At 58.4% G+C, this 20,707-nt stretch carries 23 protein-coding genes; 11 read left to right on the forward strand and 12 right to left on the reverse strand.

The features are described 5' to 3' along the window. Window positions 1-1,038: an efflux RND transporter periplasmic adaptor subunit gene (locus ACXAGD_RS12190; RefSeq protein WP_475210957.1), complete on the reverse strand. Its 1,038-nt coding sequence runs from the start codon at window positions 1,036-1,038 to the stop codon at window positions 1-3. Further along, a complete protein-coding gene (locus ACXAGD_RS12195; protein ID WP_475210959.1) occupies window positions 1,035-1,502 on the reverse strand; it encodes a MarR family winged helix-turn-helix transcriptional regulator in 468 nt (155 codons plus the stop codon). Before ACXAGD_RS12195 ends, ACXAGD_RS12190 begins: the two co-directional genes overlap by 4 nt. 167 nt (window positions 1,503-1,669) lie before the next feature. On the opposite strand from ACXAGD_RS12195, the gene ACXAGD_RS12200 reads away from it, so the two are divergent. Together ACXAGD_RS12200 and ACXAGD_RS12205 are read left to right on the forward strand one after the other, a co-directional pair. Beyond that, window positions 1,670-2,794, forward strand: a complete 1,125-nt coding sequence (locus ACXAGD_RS12200) for a beta-ketoacyl-ACP synthase III (protein WP_475210960.1) — start codon at window positions 1,670-1,672, stop codon at window positions 2,792-2,794. A gap of 146 nt (window positions 2,795-2,940) precedes the next feature. After that, complete coding sequence (locus ACXAGD_RS12205) at window positions 2,941-3,684, forward strand: hypothetical protein (protein ID WP_475210961.1); 744 nt, start codon at window positions 2,941-2,943, stop codon at window positions 3,682-3,684. 99 nt (window positions 3,685-3,783) lie between these two features. On the opposite strand, the gene ACXAGD_RS12210 is transcribed toward ACXAGD_RS12205, so the two are convergent. Further along, the gene (locus ACXAGD_RS12210) at window positions 3,784-4,245 is read right to left on the reverse strand and encodes a hypothetical protein (protein ID WP_475210963.1); all 462 of its coding nucleotides are present in this window, start codon (window positions 4,243-4,245) and stop codon (window positions 3,784-3,786) included. 357 nt (window positions 4,246-4,602) lie between these two features. On the opposite strand from ACXAGD_RS12210, the gene ACXAGD_RS12215 reads away from it, so the two are divergent. Continuing rightward, a complete protein-coding gene (locus ACXAGD_RS12215) occupies window positions 4,603-5,181 on the forward strand; it encodes a thymidine kinase (protein WP_475210965.1) in 579 nt (192 codons plus the stop codon). Here the strand turns inward: ACXAGD_RS12215 and ACXAGD_RS12220 are convergent. The 5 genes from ACXAGD_RS12220 to ACXAGD_RS12240 form a co-directional block, all read right to left on the reverse strand. Beyond that, window positions 5,178-6,128, reverse strand: coding sequence for a 2-hydroxyacid dehydrogenase (locus ACXAGD_RS12220; RefSeq protein WP_475210966.1), 951 nt, complete (start codon window positions 6,126-6,128; stop codon window positions 5,178-5,180). The genes ACXAGD_RS12215 and ACXAGD_RS12220 overlap by 4 nt on opposite strands. After that, window positions 6,128-6,466 (reverse strand): tRNA-binding protein, encoded by a 339-nt coding sequence (locus tag ACXAGD_RS12225; protein WP_475210968.1) that lies wholly within the window; start codon window positions 6,464-6,466, stop codon window positions 6,128-6,130. The genes ACXAGD_RS12220 and ACXAGD_RS12225 overlap by 1 nt, the downstream gene beginning before the upstream one ends. Then, window positions 6,459-7,274 (reverse strand): pyrroline-5-carboxylate reductase, encoded by an 816-nt coding sequence (gene proC, locus ACXAGD_RS12230; protein ID WP_475210970.1) that lies wholly within the window; start codon window positions 7,272-7,274, stop codon window positions 6,459-6,461. Before proC ends, ACXAGD_RS12225 begins: the two co-directional genes overlap by 8 nt. A 36-nt stretch (window positions 7,275-7,310) precedes the next feature. Further along, window positions 7,311-7,811 carry a type III secretion system chaperone family protein gene (locus tag ACXAGD_RS12235; protein WP_170490324.1) on the reverse strand — a complete coding sequence of 167 codons (501 nt, stop codon included), beginning with the start codon at window positions 7,809-7,811 and terminating at the stop codon, window positions 7,311-7,313. A 312-nt stretch (window positions 7,812-8,123) separates the two neighbouring features. Continuing rightward, window positions 8,124-8,372, reverse strand: coding sequence for an accessory factor UbiK family protein (locus ACXAGD_RS12240; RefSeq protein ID WP_050604795.1), 249 nt, complete (start codon window positions 8,370-8,372; stop codon window positions 8,124-8,126). A gap of 97 nt (window positions 8,373-8,469) precedes the next feature. On the opposite strand from ACXAGD_RS12240, the gene lgt reads away from it, so the two are divergent. The 4 genes from lgt to ACXAGD_RS12260 all read left to right on the forward strand — a co-directional run bounded on the left by lgt (window position 8,470) and on the right by ACXAGD_RS12260 (window position 12,686). Further along, complete coding sequence (gene lgt / locus ACXAGD_RS12245) at window positions 8,470-9,357, forward strand: prolipoprotein diacylglyceryl transferase (RefSeq protein WP_475210971.1); 888 nt, start codon at window positions 8,470-8,472, stop codon at window positions 9,355-9,357. Beyond that, entirely contained in the window at window positions 9,354-10,421 is a 1,068-nt protein-coding gene (locus ACXAGD_RS12250; protein WP_475210972.1) for a class I SAM-dependent methyltransferase, read from the forward strand. Before lgt ends, ACXAGD_RS12250 begins: the two co-directional genes overlap by 4 nt. Beyond that, window positions 10,418-11,176: a peptidoglycan editing factor PgeF gene (pgeF, locus tag ACXAGD_RS12255; protein ID WP_475210973.1), complete on the forward strand. Its 759-nt coding sequence runs from the start codon at window positions 10,418-10,420 to the stop codon at window positions 11,174-11,176. Before ACXAGD_RS12250 ends, pgeF begins: the two co-directional genes overlap by 4 nt. 727 nt (window positions 11,177-11,903) lie before the next feature. Next, window positions 11,904-12,686 carry a Hint domain-containing protein gene (locus tag ACXAGD_RS12260; RefSeq protein ID WP_475210975.1) on the forward strand — a complete coding sequence of 261 codons (783 nt, stop codon included), beginning with the start codon at window positions 11,904-11,906 and terminating at the stop codon, window positions 12,684-12,686. A gap of 116 nt (window positions 12,687-12,802) precedes the next feature. Here ACXAGD_RS12260 and ACXAGD_RS12265 read toward each other — a convergent pair whose 3' ends face one another. Further along, entirely contained in the window at window positions 12,803-13,303 is a 501-nt protein-coding gene (locus tag ACXAGD_RS12265; RefSeq protein ID WP_170331943.1) for an Lrp/AsnC family transcriptional regulator, read from the reverse strand. 226 nt (window positions 13,304-13,529) lie between these two features. Here ACXAGD_RS12265 and trxB point away from each other — a divergent pair, with 226 nt between their 5' ends. From trxB to ACXAGD_RS12285, 4 genes are all read left to right on the forward strand, one after another. Beyond that, window positions 13,530-14,471, forward strand: coding sequence for a thioredoxin-disulfide reductase (gene trxB / locus ACXAGD_RS12270; RefSeq protein ID WP_475210977.1), 942 nt, complete (start codon window positions 13,530-13,532; stop codon window positions 14,469-14,471). 4 nt (window positions 14,472-14,475) lie between these two features. Next, window positions 14,476-14,934: an RES family NAD+ phosphorylase gene (locus ACXAGD_RS12275; protein WP_475210979.1), complete on the forward strand. Its 459-nt coding sequence runs from the start codon at window positions 14,476-14,478 to the stop codon at window positions 14,932-14,934. 58 nt (window positions 14,935-14,992) lie between these two features. Next, on the forward strand, window positions 14,993-16,663 hold the full coding sequence (locus ACXAGD_RS12280) for an adenylate/guanylate cyclase domain-containing protein (protein WP_475210982.1): 1,671 nt from the start codon (window positions 14,993-14,995) through the stop codon (window positions 16,661-16,663). Window positions 16,664-16,879: 216 nt separating this feature from the next. Further along, window positions 16,880-18,598: a bifunctional sulfate adenylyltransferase/adenylylsulfate kinase gene (locus tag ACXAGD_RS12285; protein WP_475210983.1), complete on the forward strand. Its 1,719-nt coding sequence runs from the start codon at window positions 16,880-16,882 to the stop codon at window positions 18,596-18,598. A gap of 52 nt (window positions 18,599-18,650) precedes the next feature. Here ACXAGD_RS12285 and ACXAGD_RS12290 read toward each other — a convergent pair whose 3' ends face one another. The 3 genes from ACXAGD_RS12290 to ACXAGD_RS12300 form a co-directional block, all read right to left on the reverse strand. After that, window positions 18,651-19,511, reverse strand: a complete 861-nt coding sequence (locus ACXAGD_RS12290; RefSeq protein WP_475210984.1) for a hypothetical protein — start codon at window positions 19,509-19,511, stop codon at window positions 18,651-18,653. After that, entirely contained in the window at window positions 19,508-20,395 is an 888-nt protein-coding gene (locus ACXAGD_RS12295; protein WP_475210985.1) for a PhzF family phenazine biosynthesis protein, read from the reverse strand. Before ACXAGD_RS12295 ends, ACXAGD_RS12290 begins: the two co-directional genes overlap by 4 nt. 86 nt (window positions 20,396-20,481) lie before the next feature. Continuing rightward, window positions 20,482-20,706 carry a DUF1150 family protein gene (locus tag ACXAGD_RS12300; RefSeq protein WP_475210987.1) on the reverse strand — a complete coding sequence of 75 codons (225 nt, stop codon included), beginning with the start codon at window positions 20,704-20,706 and terminating at the stop codon, window positions 20,482-20,484. Between the last annotated feature and the right edge of the window lies 1 nt (window position 20,707).

The raw sequence follows: 20,707 nt of genomic DNA on the forward strand, positions 1-20,707 counted from the left end.
TCAGTTCGCAAAACCGGCAAAGCGGCGCACGGCCTGACCATCGGTCAGCGCGCCCCCTCCGGCGACAACGATTTCATCGCCATCCGACAGACCAGTCAGCACCCGAACATCACCGGACTGGGTCGGCTCGATGGTGACAGGCACATGCCGAATGTTGCCCTCATCAGCTCCGACCGGCGAGAACACCATCACACCCAACGCCCCGTCAGCATCGGCAACGATGGCTGAGGCGGGAATAATGATACCTGTCCGGGCGTCCTGCACCTGAACAGTTACGGTCACGGACGAACCAGGCAGAATTTGCAGACCTTCGGGCGGGGTCAAACCAAACTGAATGCGAAACGTCTGCCCCACGGTCGAGCTTTCGGCATCAAACTCGCGGATTTGCAGAGGGAACACCTCGTCACTGGCGGGGAATTTCGCGGTGATTGTCAGTTCATCTTCCTGAGAGGACCGCTGGAACAGGATCTCGGGCACATCGACCTCAATCCGCAATTCGGACATGTCGTGGATCCGAACGATGGGCGCCCCGGCCGACACTGTGGTAAAGGACTCGACCGCCCGGCTGGAAACCAACGCGTCAAACGGCGCTGTTAGCGTGGCGTGTTCCAGATCGTATTCCGCATCCCGGACGGCAATATCAGCCAACTGCGCAGCGGTTTCCGCATCGTCTACCGCCACCTGGCTGGCCGCCGTTCCGCGCAAGCGCGACAGACGGGCCAAGGTCCGATCCGCTTGATCCTTTTGCAGCACGGCCCGATCATAACGGCGCTGGAACGGCGCTTGATCCAGTTGCGCGATCAACTCGCCCTTCGGGATCACAAAGCCTTCGTTCACCGGCATTTCGACAATCTGACCGGACACCTGAAAGGCAAGGTCAACGGTCTGCCGGGCAGCCACCCGCCCGAAAAACTGCCGCGAAAACCCGGGCGAGGTTTCCCGCACCTGCATCAGCTTGACCGGTTTGGCCGTGTCTTGTGCCACAACCGTAGTCGCTAGCGCGATCAGGGTCGCGCTAATAACAGAGAGGAGTTTCATTTCGTTAATCCCTCGGGAATTCCCGTTTTCAGAATGTTGTCTCGGATTTTGCGCGCCAGTTGCGCGAATTGAGCAGTTTCTTCCGCATCCAAACCAGAGGCGCGGTGGAACAAATCACCGGCTACGGAGACCAGCATGTTGCGCTGTTCATGACCCTGCTTTGTCAGAACCAGCAACCAGGCTCGGCGGTCTTCCGGGTCGCGTTCGCGGATCAGCAGCCCGGCCTTTTCCAAACCGTCCGCCGTTGCCGTAATGGTCGAAGGGACGGTCAGCATATCGGCAGCCAATACACCCATGCGCTTTGGCTCATCCAGTTTGATCAGCATATGGCATTCGAGATGGCTCAAGTCCGTTTCGACGCAATCGAACGTCTCTTCCAGTTTCCAATACAGCGCATACACGCCCATGATGGATTGAATCTCGGGGCTGAGACGGCTGAGTCTGATGCTGATATCGTCTGACATACGTACCCTCCGGATGCGTCAGGCTGGTCATATACTTCAAATTTTGAACTATTCAAGATATGAAGCTGAAATAGGTTCAGCCTCGTACATTCCGTTAGGTCACTATACCTTGATCAAACCTCGCCGTGACTGCATTTTAGGCAAACTCGAAACGTCCAGGACCCGCCATGTATACCCCTGCAATCACCGGCACCGGTGTTTTCACGCCCGAGAACGTTATCACCAATGCCGAACTCGTCGCTGCCTTCAACGCCTATGCCGACAAGCAAAACGCCGCGAATGCCGACGCGATCGCAGCGGGCGAGATAGAGCCCATGCAGCATTCCTCGGAAGAGTTCATCCTAAAGGCCTCGGGCATCGAGAACCGTTATGTGATGGACAAGTCGGGTGTTCTGGACCCGGACGTGATGCACCCCATGCTGCGCCAGCGCAGCGATGATGAACCCGGCATCATGACTGAGATGGCAGTGGACGCCTGCAAAAAAGCGCTAGCACAGGCCGGACGCAACGCCGAGGATATCGATCTGGTGATCTGCGCGGCGTCCAACCACGAGCGCGCATATCCGGCGATTGCGATCGAGATCCAGCAGGCGCTGGGTATCAAGGGTTTCGGCTTCGACATGAACGTTGCCTGTTCCTCGGCCACGTTCGGTATTCAGGCGGCGGCGGACATGATCCGCTCGGGCTCGGTACGATCAGCGCTTGTTGTGAACCCCGAGATTTGTTCGGGCCACCTGGAATGGCGCGACCGCGACTGCCACTTTATCTTTGGCGATGTCGCCACGGCTACTCTGATCGAACGGATTGAAGACGCGCGGGGCCCGCATTTCGAAATCCTCTCGACCCGCTGCGCCACGTCGTTCTCAAACAACATCCGCAATAACAATGGCTTCCTGCGCCGCTCGCGCCCTGCCGGAGTTGTGGATCGCCGTGACATGCAGTTCATGCAGAACGGCCGCAAGGTGTTCAAGGAAGTTCTGCCATTGGTCAGCAAACACATCTCGGACCACATGGAATCCGAAGGCGTATCCAGCGGTGACCTGAAACGTCTGTGGCTGCATCAGGCTAACAAAACTATGAACGATTTCATCGGTAAAAAAGTGCTGGGCCGCGAACCCGAAGCCGGCGAGCAACCCAACATCCTGCAGGACTACGCCAACACTTCCTCGGCAGGGTCGATCATTGCATTTTCTAAGTATTCAGATGATCTGACGGAAGGAGATGTAGGGCTGATCTGCTCGTTCGGGGCCGGTTATTCAGTGGGCTCAGTTATTGTGAAACGGCACGGGTAGTGGGCCGTTTCCAGAGTTCGCCCAAAAGAGTGTTTGGCTTTCTGCTTTGAGATCATACCCACCAAATGCTGCGCGGTTTACGAGCGTTTGCTCCAAAAAGTTTGCCATGATTGGTAGGATCAGCTTGAACTTTTTGGAGTAACTGTGTGCGCAAACCCAAGGGTCGACTGACCGATGTATTTAACCTGCCAGCCGATAAATCTGGGAAGCCTCGCACTGTCTTGGTGTTGGATCAGCTCACACATGTTCCAGAGGCAGGAGACGTATTAGAGGTTTCTGGCCGAAACTTGCCGATTGCTCAGGTCGACGGTCGGCGGATAAGGAATTGCTTGACCGGCTGGAAAATGGCAGGGCGGTGCAGTGTCGCCGTCTTGATCAATGAACCGGCGGATACTCTACAGTCACTGGCACGGCGTCCAGATCGTCTTTTCGTCACTTGGACCCCTAAAGACGAATTGCCTTGGCATTTCCGTACTAACGATCTGCCCACATTTACGCGCCTCAGCGAAGATTGGAACGCGCATCCAAACGATGTTGGCCTCAAGATTGAGCGGAGTGGTCAAACGCTATTGGCCCATATGCGGCCAAACCCATACGTTTATCGTGAATACGAGAACATACCTGCAATCACAGTCTGCTTCAAAAACTGCGAGCGGTATCGTGTGACGCCGGTAAATGACCATGGGTGGTATGGGGGCCAGTGCCGTTTTAGCGGGCTAGCACCGTCATGGGGCGAGTTCTACGAAATTTCTGGCAATACCCAAGACGACATGGACCCCACACCTTGGATCACGATGGAAGGGCTTGGAACGCGGCATTTTCATTTCTACCTGCGAGACGAAGCCCTTGAGGTGAAAGCGCAAGACTGGTCGTTGGAAACAAAAGGCTGACCTTCAATTTCGCTTTTTTGAAACATAGAAAAGTGCTGCAAACCAGACCTTTGTAGCCTGTGTTGCCAGGATTCGTAACGAGAAGGTCAGCGATTAGCCCTAGCTAACGCTTTCTTCTTCCAAATGCAGCTTCATCTCGATCAGCACCTGTTGCAGCAGGCTGGTTTCCTTCAGCAGGCGCTTGGCTTCGTTCACGGTGATGATCCCGTCTTCGATGGCGGCCTGGTATTCGGTCATCAGCATTGCGAACCGTTGGCTAAGGGCGATGACGTCCGAGTTCACCCCACCGGTGCGCGGTGTGTCTGAGTTGCGTCCGTCATAGGACAGAGTGATGTTCTTCAGATCGGCCAGCGCCGAGGTGACATGCGGATAGTTCGCAACGGCCTCAAGCCGGGCTACGGCGTCCACCGGCATGTACCGATCAACGTGTTCGGCATTGTCAGAATAGTATCGCCCCAAAGTCGCCTTGGACTTTCCGGTGATCTCGCATGCGGATTCAATGCCGACATCTTTGACCAATGCTTCTGTGTGTTTTTTCAGATAGGCCCCGATATCTGCCATGTTTTTACCTTTTCTGCCTGTTTCCCCCACAACATCTGCCATTGCGGGGGAAAGGGAAAAGAAATTTCCCATACTCGATTCATAATTGAAATGTCATACATTGGCTATCCCTCAGATATTCGGGGATTTTGTGAGTGAGTGACGGCAGTTCCAGCTGGTTACGAGTAATTGCGGGGCAGATTATTAGCCCCGCTCAGTATTGGCCGCCTGTCGGCCAACGGCGTCGTTGTTGTTGACGTGGGGGATCCATCCCCCTTGAGCTTTAAGCTCGGCCCCTGCAACGACAACGACGACGTCGCCTCTTTCCCGAGTTTTGGCATCTTGCCCAAGGGGATCAGGCGTTTTAGACCCGGGCGCATGGCAAAGCTCTACTTCAACTATTCCACCATGAACGCGGGTAAATCGACCGTGTTGCTGCAGGCCTCGCACAACTATCGCGAGCGGGGCATGGACACCTATTTGATGACCGCAGCGCTGGACGGGCGAGCGGGCTTAGGCAAGATCGCCTCGCGGATCGGGATTTCCGCCGATGCCGATACATTCTCGGTCGGGGATGACGTGTTTGCGATGATCGAAGCGCGCCTGAACCGGGGGGAGATCGCCTGTGTCTTTGTGGACGAAGCTCAGTTTCTGACCGAAAAACAAGTCTGGCAGCTGGCCCGTGCCGTGGATGATCTGCGCGTTCCGGTACTGGCTTATGGGCTGCGGGTGGATTTTCAAGGGCACCTGTTCCCGGGTTCGGCCGCCCTGCTGGCCCTGGCCGATGAAATGCGCGAGGTCCGCACAATCTGCAAATGCGGCCGCAAAGCGACAATGGTGATTCGTCAGGACGAGAACGGAAAAACCATCACCGAAGGCGCTCAGGTGCAGATCGGCGGGAACGAGACCTATGTCTCGCTCTGCCGCAAACACTGGCGAGAGGCAGTCGGAACCTAAACCGGATTCGGCAGCGGACCGCCAGCAACAAAGGCCTCGACGTTGTCCAGCGCCATGTGACCCATATCGGTGCGAACTTCCTCGGTCGCGGTGCCCAGATGCGGCAGCAAGGTCACGTTCTGCATGTCGCGCAGAACTTGCGGGACGGCGGGTTCAAATTCGTACACATCCAACCCCGCCCCTGCGATCTCACCCGCTTGCAACGCGGCGATCAGGGCGGCTTCATCCACAACCTCACCACGCGCGATGTTGATCAGGATCGCCGAAGGGTTCATCGCCCCAAGCACCAAAGCGTTGATCAGATGACGGGTTTCGGCGCCACCGGGGACGGCAAGGATCAGGAAATCGACAGATCCGGCCAACGCCTTAAGATCGCTGGTGTAAACGGCCGGGAAATCCAGATCTTTAGCGTTGCGCGATTGGTATGCGACTTGCATTCCGAACCCGAAATGACACCGTTGCGCGATGGCCTGGCCAATGCGGCCCATGCCGACGATACCAACCCGCTTGCCGGTGACGTGATGGCCCAGCATTTGCGTCGGGTGCCAACCTTGCCAGTCGCCTGCCCGAACCAACCGTTCGCCCTCCCCAGCGCGGCGGGCAGTGGACAACAGCAGGGTCATCGCGATGTCGGCGGTGGCATCGGTTACCGCGCCGGGCGTGTTGGTGACAGCAATGCCGGCAGCACGGGCAGCGTCCACGTCGATGTGATTGTAGCCAACGCCGAAATTCGCCAGCAGTTTGCAGCGGGGATTAGGCGCATCGGCGAACACCTGAGCGGAGAACTGATCGCCCAGCGTGGGAACAACAACGTCGAATTCCGTCAGAGCCCGCAACATTTCATCGCGTGTCATCGGCAGGGTTTCGGTGCGAATCTCGACATCGAACTCGGCGCGGGCACGGGCCTCGACGGCGGCAGTCATCGGGCGGGCAATCAGCAGCTTCATCAGTGCATCCGCCCGCCGATTGGAACCTCGCCATCCGGGCCGATCAGGACGATCTCTCCGTTTTCATCCGGCAGGCCAAGCACCAGAACCTCGGACATGAAGCGACCGATCTGGCGCGGGGGAAAGTTCACAACGGCCATCACTTGTTTACCCACCAGAGTCGCCGGGTCGTAATGCGCAGTGACCTGCGCCGAGGTTTTGCGTTCACCAATCTCATCGCCAAAATCGATCCACATCTTGATCGCAGGCTTGCGGGCTTCGGGATAGGGCTCGGCGCGGATCACTTCACCCACGCGAATATCGACCTTTAAGAATTCGTCGAAAGTAATCTCACTCACGGGACAGCTCCTTGGATCGGTCGGTTGCGGCTTTAACAGCGCGGTGCAACAGGTCGGGGAAGCCTTCTTCTTCGTGCATCAGCACCTCAAGCGCGGCCTGCGTGGTGCCATTCGGAGACGTCACATTCACGCGCAGTTGCGAGGGGTCTTCCTCGGCCGCCATGGCCAACGCCCCTGCCCCGGCAACGGTGGATTTGGCCAGCTTCATCGCCAGTTCATGCGGCAAGCCCTGCGCTTGCCCTGCAGCGGCCAGTGTTTCGATCAGATGGAAGACATACGCCGGCCCCGAACCGCTGAGGCCCGTGACAGCATCCATCTGCGATTCATCCTGTAACAGCACCGTTTCGCCAATAGCGGACAGCAGGTTTTCAGCCAGAGCAACATCCGTGTCTGACGCAACCGAATTGCCGATCAACGCCGTGATTCCCTGCCGAATCGCTGCAGGCGTGTTCGGCATCGCGCGCACGATTGGCGTTCCCTCTCCCAATACGGATTCGAATGTGGCAATCGAGGTGCCCGCCGCGACCGAGACAAACAGGCTGCCACCGCCGCCCAGCGCCCGTATCGCAGGCAGAGCCTCACCCATCATCTGCGGCTTGACGGCCACCAGAACCACTGCGGGCGCTTCGGGCAAAGGCGTGTTGATGTTAACGCCCTGCGCCTTCAACCAGTCCGAGGGGTTCGGATCGATCACCCAGACCTCTGACGCAGGAAGGCCATGCTCCAACCATCCGGCGAGCATGGCCGATCCCATTTTACCGCATCCCAGAAGCACCAGCCCCTGTTCGGCGACGCGTGACATGTCCATGATTGCCCCTCCCCTTACTCGGCTTGGGGCAAAGCTTTACGCGCGGCCGTAGGCCTCTGCAATGGCGACTTGCATCGCCTCTTCGGGGGTACGGTTGCCCCATGTCACCAACTGGATCGCAGGGTAGTAGCGCTCGGCGCTCAGCACTGCGGCGGTGATCATCGTGTCGATCTGTTCCGGGCTGGCCATCTGGCCGCCGGCCAGAACCAGACCGTAACGATAGACCATCAGCTTCTGATTAGCCCAGTAGGTGAACGCCCCGGCCCAGCACTGATCATTCATCTTGTTCAGCAGTTCATACAACTCGGTTTCACGATCCGAGGGCGGCTCCATCTCGAACGAGCACACCATGCGGAGTGTTTCGTCATAGTTCGACCAGGCCAAAGTGATCGAGTATGTGCGCCACTGCCCTTCCACAGCCATTGCTATTTGATCATCCCCGATCCGGTCGAAATCCCAGTCGTGGTGTTCAGCCAAGTGTTCAACAATATCAATCGGATGAAGGTCTTCTTCGAGAAACTGCTCGGAAAGGGCCATAATGCCACCTCACTAATCTCTAGCATTTTGGGGCTGGCAGCGCCCCAGCGCTAGTTGCCTGCTCTACAAGCCGGGCTTCCCCCGTAGGCCTGTACTAAATATGGTGCGACGCGAGATGGGTTCTGGCAACCCTATTTATTGGGGATAACAGCAATAAGTTGTGGACAGAAGGCAACGGCGATCAAAATATTGGCGCCTCACGCAGCTTTGTCTTGATTAAACTCTGTAAGACGGCAAGATGCACAACACCGCACAATCCGAGGTCGGGATTGCGCGGCGCATGTCTTTTTCTGAAAAACTCTGAGTTGGACGTTACTTGTCCAGTTTCGCCTCAAGCGCAGCAATGCGTGCCTCAAGCGCGGCGTTCTCTTCACGCGCTTTCTGGGCCATCGCGCGAACGGCGTCGAATTCTTCGCGCGTGACGAAATCGCGATCAGCCAGCCAGCGGTCGATCATCGACTTCATCGCGTTCTCGGCCTCTTCCCGCGCGCCTTGCGCCACACCCATGGCGTTTGTCATCAGCTGGGATACGTCGTCGAGGATCTTGTTGCGGGTTTGCATGGCTTTACTCCGAAATCGCGGTTGGTCTCTATATGGGGAATGATTGGCGCGGGCTCAAGGTTGACTTGCCCCGCAAACCCCGGGCAATGAGACGCACATGCAGGCTGTTTTGAATTTCCCCGATCTGTCGCCCGAATTGTTCTCGATCTCAGTGTTCGGGATGGAGTTCGCGCTGCGGTGGTACGCGCTGGCCTATATCGCCGGTATCCTGATTGCATGGCGATTGGGGGTTATGGCGCTGAAACGCCCGGCTCTTTGGCCCAACAAGACACCGCCAATGAAACCAGAACAGCTTGAGGATCTGATCACCTGGATCATCCTTGGTGTGATTCTTGGCGGGCGTTTGGGGTTCGTCCTATTCTACCAGCCCTCCTACTACCTTTCGAACCCTCTGGAGATATTGAAAGTCTGGCAGGGGGGCATGGCGTTTCATGGCGGGCTGCTGGGGGTTGTGATTGCGTCTTACGTTTATGCGCGGCGTCACCAGATTCCGGTTCTGTCCATGGCGGACCTGATCGCGCATACAGTACCACCAGGGTTGCTGCTGGGGCGGTTGGCAAACTTCATCAATGCCGAACTCTGGGGCCGACCCAGCGAATTGCCTTGGGCGGTGATCTTTCCAGGGGCGGCCGCGCAGGACTGTCCCGGTGTGGTCGCGGGTATGTGCGCCCGGCATCCCTCGCAGTTATATGAAGCCGTGTTTGAAGGCCTGCTACTGGGCGCCCTGCTGTTGTGGCTAGCCTATCGGCGCGGTGCCTTCCACAAGCCGGGCCTGATCATGGGCCTGTTTATGGCGGGCTATGGCGCGTCGCGTTTCATTGTCGAGTTTTTCCGGCAGCCCGACGCGCAGTTCATCTCACCCGGTAACCCACTCGGGCTGGCCCTGCAGGTCGGTGGCTATGGCCTAACGATGGGGCAATTGCTGTCGCTACCGATGATCGCGCTTGGCTTGTGGTTCGCCTTGCGTTCAAGATCGGTATCATGAGCCTGAGAGATCACCTGCTTGCGCGGATCGCACAGGACGGCCCGATGAGCGTGGCCGACTACATGACCGACTGCCTGCTGCATCCGACGCATGGCTACTATACCTCGCGCGACCCACTTGGCGCGCAGGGAGATTTCATCACTGCCCCAGAAATCAGCCAGATGTTCGGAGAGTTGATTGGCCTGTCTCTGGCGCAGAGCTGGCTGGATCAGGGGCATCCTGAGCGTTTCGTGCTGGCCGAGCTTGGCCCGGGGCGCGGTACGCTGATGGGGGATATGCTGCGTGCCACGGCCCGTGTGCCGGGCTTTCTCGATGCTGCTGAGATCATATTGGTCGAGGCCTCGCCCGCCTTGCGGGATGTTCAAGCACAGACCTTAAGGGAATTTGAACCGCGCTGGATCAACACGGTCACCGACCTGCCCGATGCGCCGCTGTTTCTGGTCGCGAACGAATTCTTCGACGCCCTGCCTATCCGCCAGTTCCTGCGTGATGGCGATGGGTGGCGCGAACGGCTGATCGGTTCGGATGGTGACGCGCTGACTTGGGGATTGGGCCCGCAGGGCGAGCAGGTCGCTCTGAAGGATCGACTGGATGACACCAAAGATGATGATCTGGTCGAGCTATGTGCGGCGGCCATACCCATCATCACCGTGATCGCAGGACGAATCGGCACCCATGGCGGCGCCGGGTTGATTGTGGACTACGGTGATTGGCATTCGCAGGGCGATACGTTTCAGGCGCTTCAAGCACATGAGCGCGCCGATCCCTTGGCTCTGCCCGGACAGTCCGACCTGACGGCCCATGTGGATTTCGAACCGCTGGCCCTTGCAACCCGCGCCGCAGGATGCGCCCATTCGCGCCTGACACCGCAGGGCGTGTTTCTTGAACGGCTGGGAATCACTACACGCGCGCAAGCGCTAGCGGCCTCTCTCGGCGGGTCTGAGCTTGCAGCGCTGGTTGCAGCACATCGCCGGTTGACGCACCCCGAGGAAATGGGAAACCTGTTCAAAGTACTAGGCCTCTACCCCACCCCTTCCTCGCCACCACCCGGACTGGAACCATGACCCTGGAGATTCTGACCTCAGATTTGCTGTCGCCCATGCGCCACGGGTTCTTCAGCCGCCGCGGCGGTGCCTCATCGGGTGTGTTTGCTGGCCTCAACTGTGGTTACGGTTCATCCGATCAGACCGAAGCCGTTGCAGTGAATCGCAAGCGTGTTGCTCAGGCGATGAACGTTGCGCCCGAAGCGCTGATCGGTGTTCATCAGGTGCATTCACCAACCGTTCTGACCGTCGATGGACCGCTCAACGGTGAAAAACCCAAGGCAGATGCGGTGGTCACGGCAACACCCGATCTGGCATTGACGATTCTCACCGCAGATTGCCAGCCGGTCCTGTTCGCCGATTCTGACGCAAACGTGATCGGAGCCGCCCATGCGGGTTGGCGCGGCGCGTTGGACGGTGTGCTTGAGGCGACGCTGGATGCGATGGAAGCCCTGGGCGCCAAACGCGAAAACACGGTGGCCGTGATCGGGCCGTCGATTTCGCAACATGCCTATGAAGTGGGTCCCGAGTTTTTAGACGAATTCGTCGCGGATTCTCCGGAAAACCTACAGTTCTTTGCAAATGGTACCGGGGACAGGCTGCAGTTCGACTTGCCAGCCTTTGGCCTGCATCGGCTGCGACAGGCGGGGGTCGGTCAGGCCGAGTGGACACGCCATTGCACCTATTCCGATCCCGACAGATTCTATTCCTACCGTCGGTCGACCCACGCGAAAGAGGCCGACTATGGCCGCCTGATTTCAGCCATAAAACTTTAAGAACCGGCCTGAATTGCGGCAATTTCGCCGCTTTTTCGCCATAATTCTTTTGTCTACCTGAGTCGCTACAATTGTATATTTATTGTCCGCTCTCAGGTGGTTATCAGCCAAAACTCCAGTAGGGCGCGACATATCCCGAAACAAGGAAACGCAAACCGTCCTATGTCCTGAATTCATCCCGGATCAGCCTTATCGCCGCCGTAATGGCCCTGCACATTGAGGCCTCAGAGGAAAACGGGGCAAAAGCTCCCAAACGGGCAGGACAAGAAATGAAGACGAAATCACGCTTTCTCAGCGCCGTGGTTGCGGCCACCAGAGAGCAACATCTGGAGATGCCCTGGAAACGGGTTTCCAGTCACTCGGTCAGGGTCGCACGCCGTCTGGCAGCGCGTCGCTGATTTACAGGCCCCGCGAACCAGCTGCCGGTTCCCGGGGAACAAGACGCATAGCGGAGAAGTGCTCCGACCCGCTGTGCGACCTACCGCGAATATTGTGTGCGGTTCTGGTTTGGGGCGTGTGTGCGCAGGCAATTTAGCCGGCGTTTGTATGAGTTTGTCTGGGGGACAAGTGGTGACTAAAAACGTGGGATTTTTCTTAGTGACAAAGGCCGTTCGCGCCTGTCGCCCTACGGTTACCGAATTCTTTCATGGCACAAGTAGATCCAATCAGGCGAGCCTGTACGGGGGTTCAGCTTGCCTGTGCGGTAGTAAGAGGGGACGGAATTGAAATGAATATTCCACGTTCGTTATCGCGCGCTGCCAGAAACGCCGTAGAAACGTCATCGTTGCTGCGCGATGCACCAAGACCAACGACGCAGAAAAAGGCGCAGCTGCGGCGCTACGAAGTCAGTACGTTGATGAGAAATGGGGATGTCGTACAGACCCGCCACATCGCGCCTGCCCTGCCCATGTTCGAAGACGCGTTCTGCGCCTTTACCCGCGGATCTCTGGTCGAAACCGAATTCGGGCCGATGGCAATCGAAGACCTGCTGCCCGGCGATACGGTTCTGACACAAAGCGGCACCTCGGAAACGGTTCTGTGGAAAGGATCCGTCACCCTTGTACCGGGGCGCGAGGATACGCGCGGTCGGACAAGGCCGCTGACACGGATCATGGCCGACACGTTCGGAATGCAAAAACCAATGTCGGGTGTCATCGCTGGCCCCGCCGCTCGGTTGTTGGGAACACCCGCACACCTGCGACATGTGCACGGCGACGATCAGGTCCTGACACCGGTATACGAGTTTCAGGACGGCACAAGCATCATCGAGACGCTGCCACCGACCCCGGTCGAGCTGTTTCATATCTGCCTGAAACGTCATGCAGTGATCAGGGTCGACGGGCTGCAATTCGAGTCGTATCACCCCGGCGCCAACACCATTCGCAAGGTCAGCCGGTCGCTAAAATCGATCTACCTAAACCTGTTCGCGCATATCGACACGCTGAACGATTTCGGCCCGCTGGTTTTGCCGCGCGCCGGAGACGGAGAGGTGGATGCGATAACCGCCTGAATCTAGGCTCAATCTGCAATGTGGGGGCATTATGCAGTTATTATTAAGTTGGGTGTTTTACATGACGGTGGCAGCCTTTCTGCCACCGATGAAACCACATCCGAAAGAGGCGGCGCTTACGCGGTCCGGCTCATTCGTTCTTCCAGAACATCAAAAGGTACGCCGGGCTCGTCTTTTGCGCCGCGGATAACCAGCGAAGTCTTTACGCTGGCCACGTTCGGCGTGGTCAGCAGATCGCCGGTCAGGAATTGCTGAAAACTGCTCAGGTCCGGTGCCACGCATTTCAGGATAAAATCCACCTCGCCGTTCAGCATATGGCACTCGCGCACCAATGGCCACTCGCGGCAGCGTTCCTCGAAAGCGCTCAGCTCGGACTCGGCCTGGCTTTCCAGACCGACCATGGCAAAGACCTGAACCTCGAATCCCAGTTCGCGCGAGTTCACTTCGGCGTGGTAGCCACGGATCAGGCCTGATTCTTCCAATGTCCGCACACGGCGCAGGCACGGAGGCGCTGAAATGCCAACGCGTTTTGCAAGTTCGACATTGGTCATGCGACCGTCTGCCTGCAATTCCGCCAGAATCTTGCGGTCAATCTCATCCAGCCGTATCGCGACCATCAAATGCTCCTGATTTTTCGGTTGTTATATCAGCACCCGGAAGATGCGCAATAATCTTTCGCGGTCGCGCAATATTGTTTATTTTCAATGTCCTTTTTTTGTGCGCCATTCGTAGGGCTCATAGCGGGTGTGAAACAGGAAGGGGCTTTAAGCGCGGCACTGGGGTCGTTATATCCATCCGCCAAGGGCCGCGCGCCCAAATCAGGCAGATCGAGTTGGGGGTACCATGTCCGAAACACGTCACACCAAGGTTCTGATCATCGGGTCGGGACCGGCCGGCTATACTGCGGGCGTCTATGCCAGCCGCGCAATGCTGGAGCCAATTCTGGTTCAGGGCATTGAGCCCGGCGGTCAGCTCACCACCACCACCGAAGTTGAGAACTGGCCCGGCGATACCGAGGTGCAGGGCCCCGACCTGATGGTCCGCATGCAGGATCACGCCAAGGCGATGGGCTGCGAGGTGATCGGAGACATCATCAGCGATCTGGACGTCAGCAAACGCCCCTTCACCGCCAAAGGCGACAGCGGCACCACCTACACCGCTGATGCGGTCATTCTGGCCACGGGTGCCCGCGCCAAGTGGCTGGGTCTGCCGTCGGAAGAAAAGTTCAAGGGCTTTGGCGTCTCGGCCTGCGCCACATGTGACGGGTTCTTCTATCGCGGGCAGGAAATCGTCGTGATCGGCGGCGGCAACACAGCCGTGGAAGAGGCGCTGTTCCTGACAAACTTCGCCAGCAAGGTCACTCTGATCCACCGTCGTGATGAGTTACGGGCAGAGAAAATCCTGCAGGACCGCCTGCTGAAGCACGAAAAGATCGAGCCGCTGTGGTTCCACGAGCTGGAAGAAGTAGTCGGCACCGATGCGCCTTTGGGCGTCGAAGGCGTGCGCGTCAAGAACGTCAAAACCGGCGAGGTCACCGAGATCCCATGTAAGGGCGTGTTTGTCGCCATCGGCCACGCGCCTGCCAATGAATTGGTTAAGGATTCGCTGGAAACCCATATGGGCGGTTATGTCGTGACCAAGCCGGGCTCGACCGAGACTTCGGTGCCGGGTGTTTTCGCTGCCGGCGACCTGACCGACCACATCTATCGTCAGGCCGTCACCAGCGCCGGTATGGGCTGTATGGCCGCGCTGGACGCAGAACGCTTCCTGGCGGAGCAGGACTAACCCGGTGCTGGAATTCTCCGGCCCGGTCTGGAGAATTCTGTTTCTGTCACAGATCGACGCCCCTCTGGCCCCCGCGAAGGCGCCCGAGGGGCGTTTTCATTATGCAGGACAGACCGCTCTCTATGCCTCTCTCAGCACAGAGGGTGCCGGTGTTGCGATTCGACGATATGTCTCGGACGGCGACCCGCCAAGGGTTTTGCAACGCGCGCGCATCACGGATGCGCGTCTGGTAGACCTGCGTGGGCAGCGCGACGCCTCGATTATCTGGCAGGACATCCACGACAGGCAGGGACGCTCACCCACGTGGCAATTTTCTGATCAGGCCCGCGCGATGGGCGCGGATGGATTGCTGTACAGCTCACGCTCACGCCCCGAGCTCAGCCACGTCGTGCTGTTCAACATCTCCCCTGCCCTGATCCGCACAGACGCAACTGCAACCAAATGGGTTCCGTCTTATTCTTGACCCATTCGCTCGCGCGTATCAGACTCGGGTACAAGCAAAGCAAATGCAGGTGATCTGATTGAGTAGCGTTCTATGGCAAGGCGGGTGGGCAGCCCGGCTGAGGATTGGCAGCGGCCTGATCCTGTTTGCCTTTGCCTTCTTTCATTTCATCAATATCGGGCTGGGGCTGTTTCATACTGATTACCTGCACGGAATGCAGGATGGCCGCAAAACCGTCACCCGCCACGATGCCATGAGCGTGCTCTTGTACGTTGCCTTGCTGGTCCATGCCGGGTTGGCGCTATACTCGATCAGCCAGCGCAGAACCTTGCGGATGCCGCTTGCGACCGGAGTGCAAGTAGTGCTGGGCCTGCTGATCCCGCTGCAGCTGATCTCTCATATCGTGCAAACGCGCTATGCCCATGAAATCTATGAGGTAAATGACGAAATGGGCTACATCATCATTCTGATGTGGCCCAGTACAGTGATCTGGATGCAGAGCTTGCTGTTGCTGCTGGTCTGGATTCACGGTTGCATCGGGTTGCACATGTGGCTGCGTCTGACCCGCTGGTGGTCGAAAACCGTGCCCTATCTGATCGGCGTGGCGGTGTTTATCCCCTCTTTCGCGCTGGCCGGGTTGCTGACCGAAGGGCGCCGCATCTGGGCGGAATTCGCCGATCCGTTCCTTCGCGAACAGTATATCGAGCATTACAACTGGCCCTCGCCCGAGGCATTCGAGGCAATGTTCAGCGTCAAGGACAATGCGCTGATGGCTTTTTGGATCGCATTGGGAACAGCGTTGGCGGTGTTTGCGCTTCGCAAGCTATGGCGGCGCAGGCACTCGGTACGGATAAAATATGTCGAAGGCCCCGAAGTCGTGGCCGAAAAGGGCATGACCCTGCTTGAGATTTCGCAGGCTAATGGCATTCCACACACAGCCTTGTGTGGCGGCAAAGGGCGGTGCACCACTTGCCGAGTGATCATAGAAGACGGCGCCGATAACCTCCCCGCTCCTGCCGAGATCGAGGCCCGAAGCCTGACCGCTGTTGGCGCCCCGAAGGGCGCGCGGCTGGCCTGTCAAATCCGCCCGACCGAACCTCTAACCGCGTATCGCATGTTCCGCCCCGAAGGAGGGCGGCACCGTGCCCATGCAAGCCAGGGGCAAGAGCGCCAACTGGCTGTTCTGTTTCTGGATATGCGTGGGTTCACATCGCGCACCACCGGGCAATTGCCTTATGACATCGTATTCCTGTTGAACCGGTTCTTTGACGCCATCGTTCCGGCGATCACCGCAGATGGCGGCGTGGTCGACAAGTATATGGGCGATGGCCTGTTGGCCGTCTTCGAAACCCCCGACGCCGAAAGCTCGGCCCGGGCCGGGTTGAAGGCTGCCGGCGACGTCAGCCGGGCTCTCGCACAGTTCAACCAGCGGCTTGAGGCGGAAGGCAGCCCGCAGGTACGCATCGGTATGGGCCTGCATCTGGGTGATCTGGTGTTGGGGGAAATCGGCGCCGCGGGCAATGCGCCGCGGACCATCATCGGCGATGCAGTCAACGTAGCCAGCCGGCTTGAGAGCGAGACCAAGGTGCTGGGGGTCGAGCTTCTGGTGTCAGCGGAGCTGCTGCAAACGGCAGGTTACGAAGGTGACCAGACTGGCATGAAGTCATTTGAATTGCGTGGCGTAACCCGCCCGATTCCTGCCCTGCCCGTGGCCAGCGCCAAAGACCTGTTACTGGTCACCGCAGGATAGGAACAGATGTGCTAATTCTATACGGCTATCGCATGTCAGCGGGAATTAAGTCGCGAAAAAAGACATCAGCCGAAATTTCCTTCCATTCCGGGTAAAAACGGCGCATATCGTCCCTAATTTCGTGAATGTATATGGACTTCGACCAGCAGTCGGGGCAAATGCCCCGCAAACACCCCTGAATCACCGGTAAAACCGCACTTCGATAAGAGTATTCCTATGACGATGTTAAGCAATCTGGCTCCGATCTCCGAGCTTTATGTATCTTATGAATCTGCCCAAAAGCTGAAAGTGGAAGCCGCCGACTTGACCAGCTGGGACCTGAGCCCGCGTCAGATCTGCGATCTGGAGCTTTTGATGAATGGCGGGTTCAACCCGCTCAAGGGTTTCCTGTCCGAGGCCGATTACGACAACGTCGTCGACAACATGCGCCTGGCTGATGGAACGCTGTGGCCGATGCCAATCACGCTGGATGTCAGCGAAGACTTTGCCGAAGGCATCGAGCTGGGTCAGGACATTGCCTTGCGCGATCAGGAAGGCGTCATCCTCGGTACCATGACCGTTACCGACCGCTGGACCCCGGACAAGGCGCGCGAGGCCGAGAAGGTTTTCGGCGCCGACGACGATGCCCACCCGGCGGTGAACTACCTGCACAACGTCGCGGGAAAGGTCTATCTGGGTGGCCCGGTAACCGGCATCCAGCAGCCGGTTCACTATGACTTCCGTGGTCGCCGCGACACGCCGAACGAACTGCGCGCCTATTTCCGCAAGCTGGGCTGGCGCCGCATCGTTGCGTTCCAAACCCGCAACCCACTGCACCGCGCACACCAGGAATTGACCTTCCGCGCCGCGAAAGAAGCGCAGGCCAACCTGCTGATCCACCCGGTCGTGGGCATGACCAAGCCGGGCGACGTCGATCACTTTACCCGTGTGCGCTGCTATGAGGCGGTTCTGGATAAGTACCCGGCCTCGACTACCTCGATGTCGCTGCTGAACCTCGCGATGCGCATGGCTGGCCCGCGTGAGGCGGTCTGGCACGGCCTGATCCGCGCCAACCATGGCTGCACCCACTTTATCGTCGGTCGAGACCACGCCGGCCCCGGCAAAAACAGCCGGGGCGAGGATTTCTACGGCCCCTATGACGCGCAGGACTTGTTCCGCCAGTTTCAGGATGAAATCGGTGTCGAAATGGTCGACTTCAAACACATGGTCTACGTGCAGGAACGCGCCCAGTACGAGCCCAACGACGAGATCGAAGACAAGGACAACGTCACGATCCTGAACATCTCGGGCACCGAGCTGCGTCGTCGTCTGGCCGAAGGTCTGGAAATCCCCGAATGGTTCAGCTTCCCCGAAGTTGTGGCCGAACTGCGCAAGACCAAGCCGCCGCGCAGCCAGCAGGGCTTTACCGTGTTCTTCACCGGTTTCTCGGGCTCGGGCAAATCCACCATCGCCAACGCCCTTATGGTCAAGCTGATGGAGATGGGCGGCCGTCCGGTGACGCTGCTGGATGGTGACATCGTTCGTAAGAACCTGTCGTCCGAACTGGGCTTCTCGAAAGAGCACCGCGACCTGAACATCCGCCGCATCGGCTACGTGGCCAGCGAGATCACCAAGAATGGCGGCATCGCCATTTGTGCCCCGATCGCGCCTTACGCCACGACCCGACGCGCGGTCCGTGAAGAGGTCGAACAGTTCGGCGCGTTCTGCGAAGTGCACGTTGCAACCTCGATCGAGGAATGCGAACGCCGTGACCGCAAAGGCCTGTACAAGCTGGCGCGTGAAGGCAAAATCAAAGAGTTCACCGGTATCTCGGACCCCTATGACGTGCCTCAGAACCCTGAGCTGAGTGTCGAGACCGAAAATGTGGACGTCGACAACTGCGCCCATCAGGTTCTGCTGAAACTGGAAAGCATGGGTCTGATCGCCGCGTCGTAAGTTGGCACCAGAAGCATTCCAAGGCCCTCGCATCGCGGGGGCCTTTTTTTGGTCAGAGTTCGGCGCGGATGGCGGCGACCGCGCGGGCTTCGAAGTCCCCGTACTCGGCCGCCTGGGGTTGGATCGCCTGCAGGTGCGGCAAGCGGGTGGCATAGTCCTCAGCTGAGGCTGCCTGAATCGCACGCTGAATATCTGCCTCGGACTCGCACAAGATCATGCCAGATGTATCGAGGAAGTCCCCGATATTCGGACAACCCCAATAGATCGGCACTGTCGAGCATAGGATCGTGTCCGTCAGCTTTTCCGAGAAATAGTTCCGTTCCCGTACATTCTCGATCACCACGGAATAGCGGTACGGGGCCAACCCATCGGATTTAAGATCAAAGGGCGTATAGCCGCGCCCCATGATATCTACATCCGCACCGGTTTCCCGCACCCAGTCGATCACCGAATGGCGCAGCTGGTGCCCTTCCAGGTCACGCTTAGCCGAGGCGATCAGCGAGCAGGATTTGGTTTTTGTGACATCCAGCTCCCGCCAGTCGGGCACCATTGTAACGCCATACGGCAGGAACACCGCGTTTGGGATGCCGTGCAGCAGGACATCATGGAAGGTTAGCACCCGGAAAAACCGCCGCCACGTATAGCGCAGCATCCGGTCGTGTTTGCCATGAATTGCCGAAGGTTCGCCCATCATTAGCGATATCCGCGCGCGGGTTCCCCGACGCAGGCGCAGATGCACGGTCGAGTTCGGGTACATTATCAGGTGATCGGTGTGCTCAAGATCACCGACCGTCTTGCCGATCAAACGATCAGGGCAACCCTCGGGCCAGATCAATTCCGACAACGGGACCGAGGCCAGCTTCTGCCCCAACCGGTGCCCATAAGGCAGGATCGCAATAGCGGGTTGGGTCATTCCGCAGCCTCTGGCAGGTCGACCTGACCACGCATCAGAATATGACCGCGCCCCGCGACCTTGATACCGGTCATAGCATCCGGCGGGCCAACTCGTGTGACTGTGGCCTGACCGGGGCGTCCCATGTCATGCCCTTGTTCAGCGGTAAACATGTCCTTGGGCATCAACCCGTGTTTCCACAAATAGGCTGCCATTGCGCCAGTGGCCGATCCGGTGAACGGGTCCTCGGGTGGGCTGGGCGGCGCCATCAGAAGGCGCGAGAACGTGTCGCCCGCATCGGTGGCACCTTTGAGGGTGACAAGGAAAGGTTCGGCCATGTCTGAGCCCGAAAATCCGGCTTTCTCAGTTATTTTTGGCAGTACGCTGGTATCCAGCCTTGCTGCGCGCAAAGCCTCATGATCGCGCAAAACGGTCACGCAGAAGGGCAACCCAGTTGAGACAAATTCTGGCGGAGAGATGATGGCCTCTTCCGGCAGGCCGATCGCCGCGGCGACCAGATCGGCTGGTACGGCGCTGCCAAATTGTGGTGCGACTTGCGTCATCTCGATCTCATCACCGTTCAGGCGAATTGCGACGATCCCCGCGCCAGTCTCCAAGGTCAGCGTATCGCCCTGAAACAAGTCGCGCGACCGCATTGCGGCGACCGTGGCGATGGTCGGGTGCCCGGCGAATGGGATCTCGCGGCTGGCCAGGAAATAGCGCACCCGGATATCGGCCACGTCGGATGGCCCGGTAAAGGTGCATTCGACCAGAGAGGTCTCGCGCACATAGGCCATGCAGACCTCTTGCGACAGAACAGCGCCGCCATGAACAACAGCACAGCCGTTACCGCCAAAAGCCCGGTCGCTGAAGGCGTCTACCCAGTCGAAGTCAAACCAGCTCATGTCGTGCGCCCTTTCGATATGCGAACCGCTACAGGTCCGCATATCTCGCCCGCGGGGCGCCAGATGTCACGGGAAAATCGCGTGGCTTAGTGGACGGCCACCGGGGAAAAGTCGTGTTCGCGCGCCAGATTAAACGCCAGTTTGCGGTCGGCGACCAGGGCCAATTGCTGACCGTCGGAATCGTGCACTGCATACAACTGCGCCAGATCTCCGGCCTGCTCGCGGACTTCACGAGGCAGATCGGCGACATCGACGGCTTTTACATAGACGATCCGGTCGCCCTCGGTGTTCAGCTCAATCGGTGTATTCATT

This window comes from Ruegeria sp. ABF4_144, from assembly GCF_056160045.1.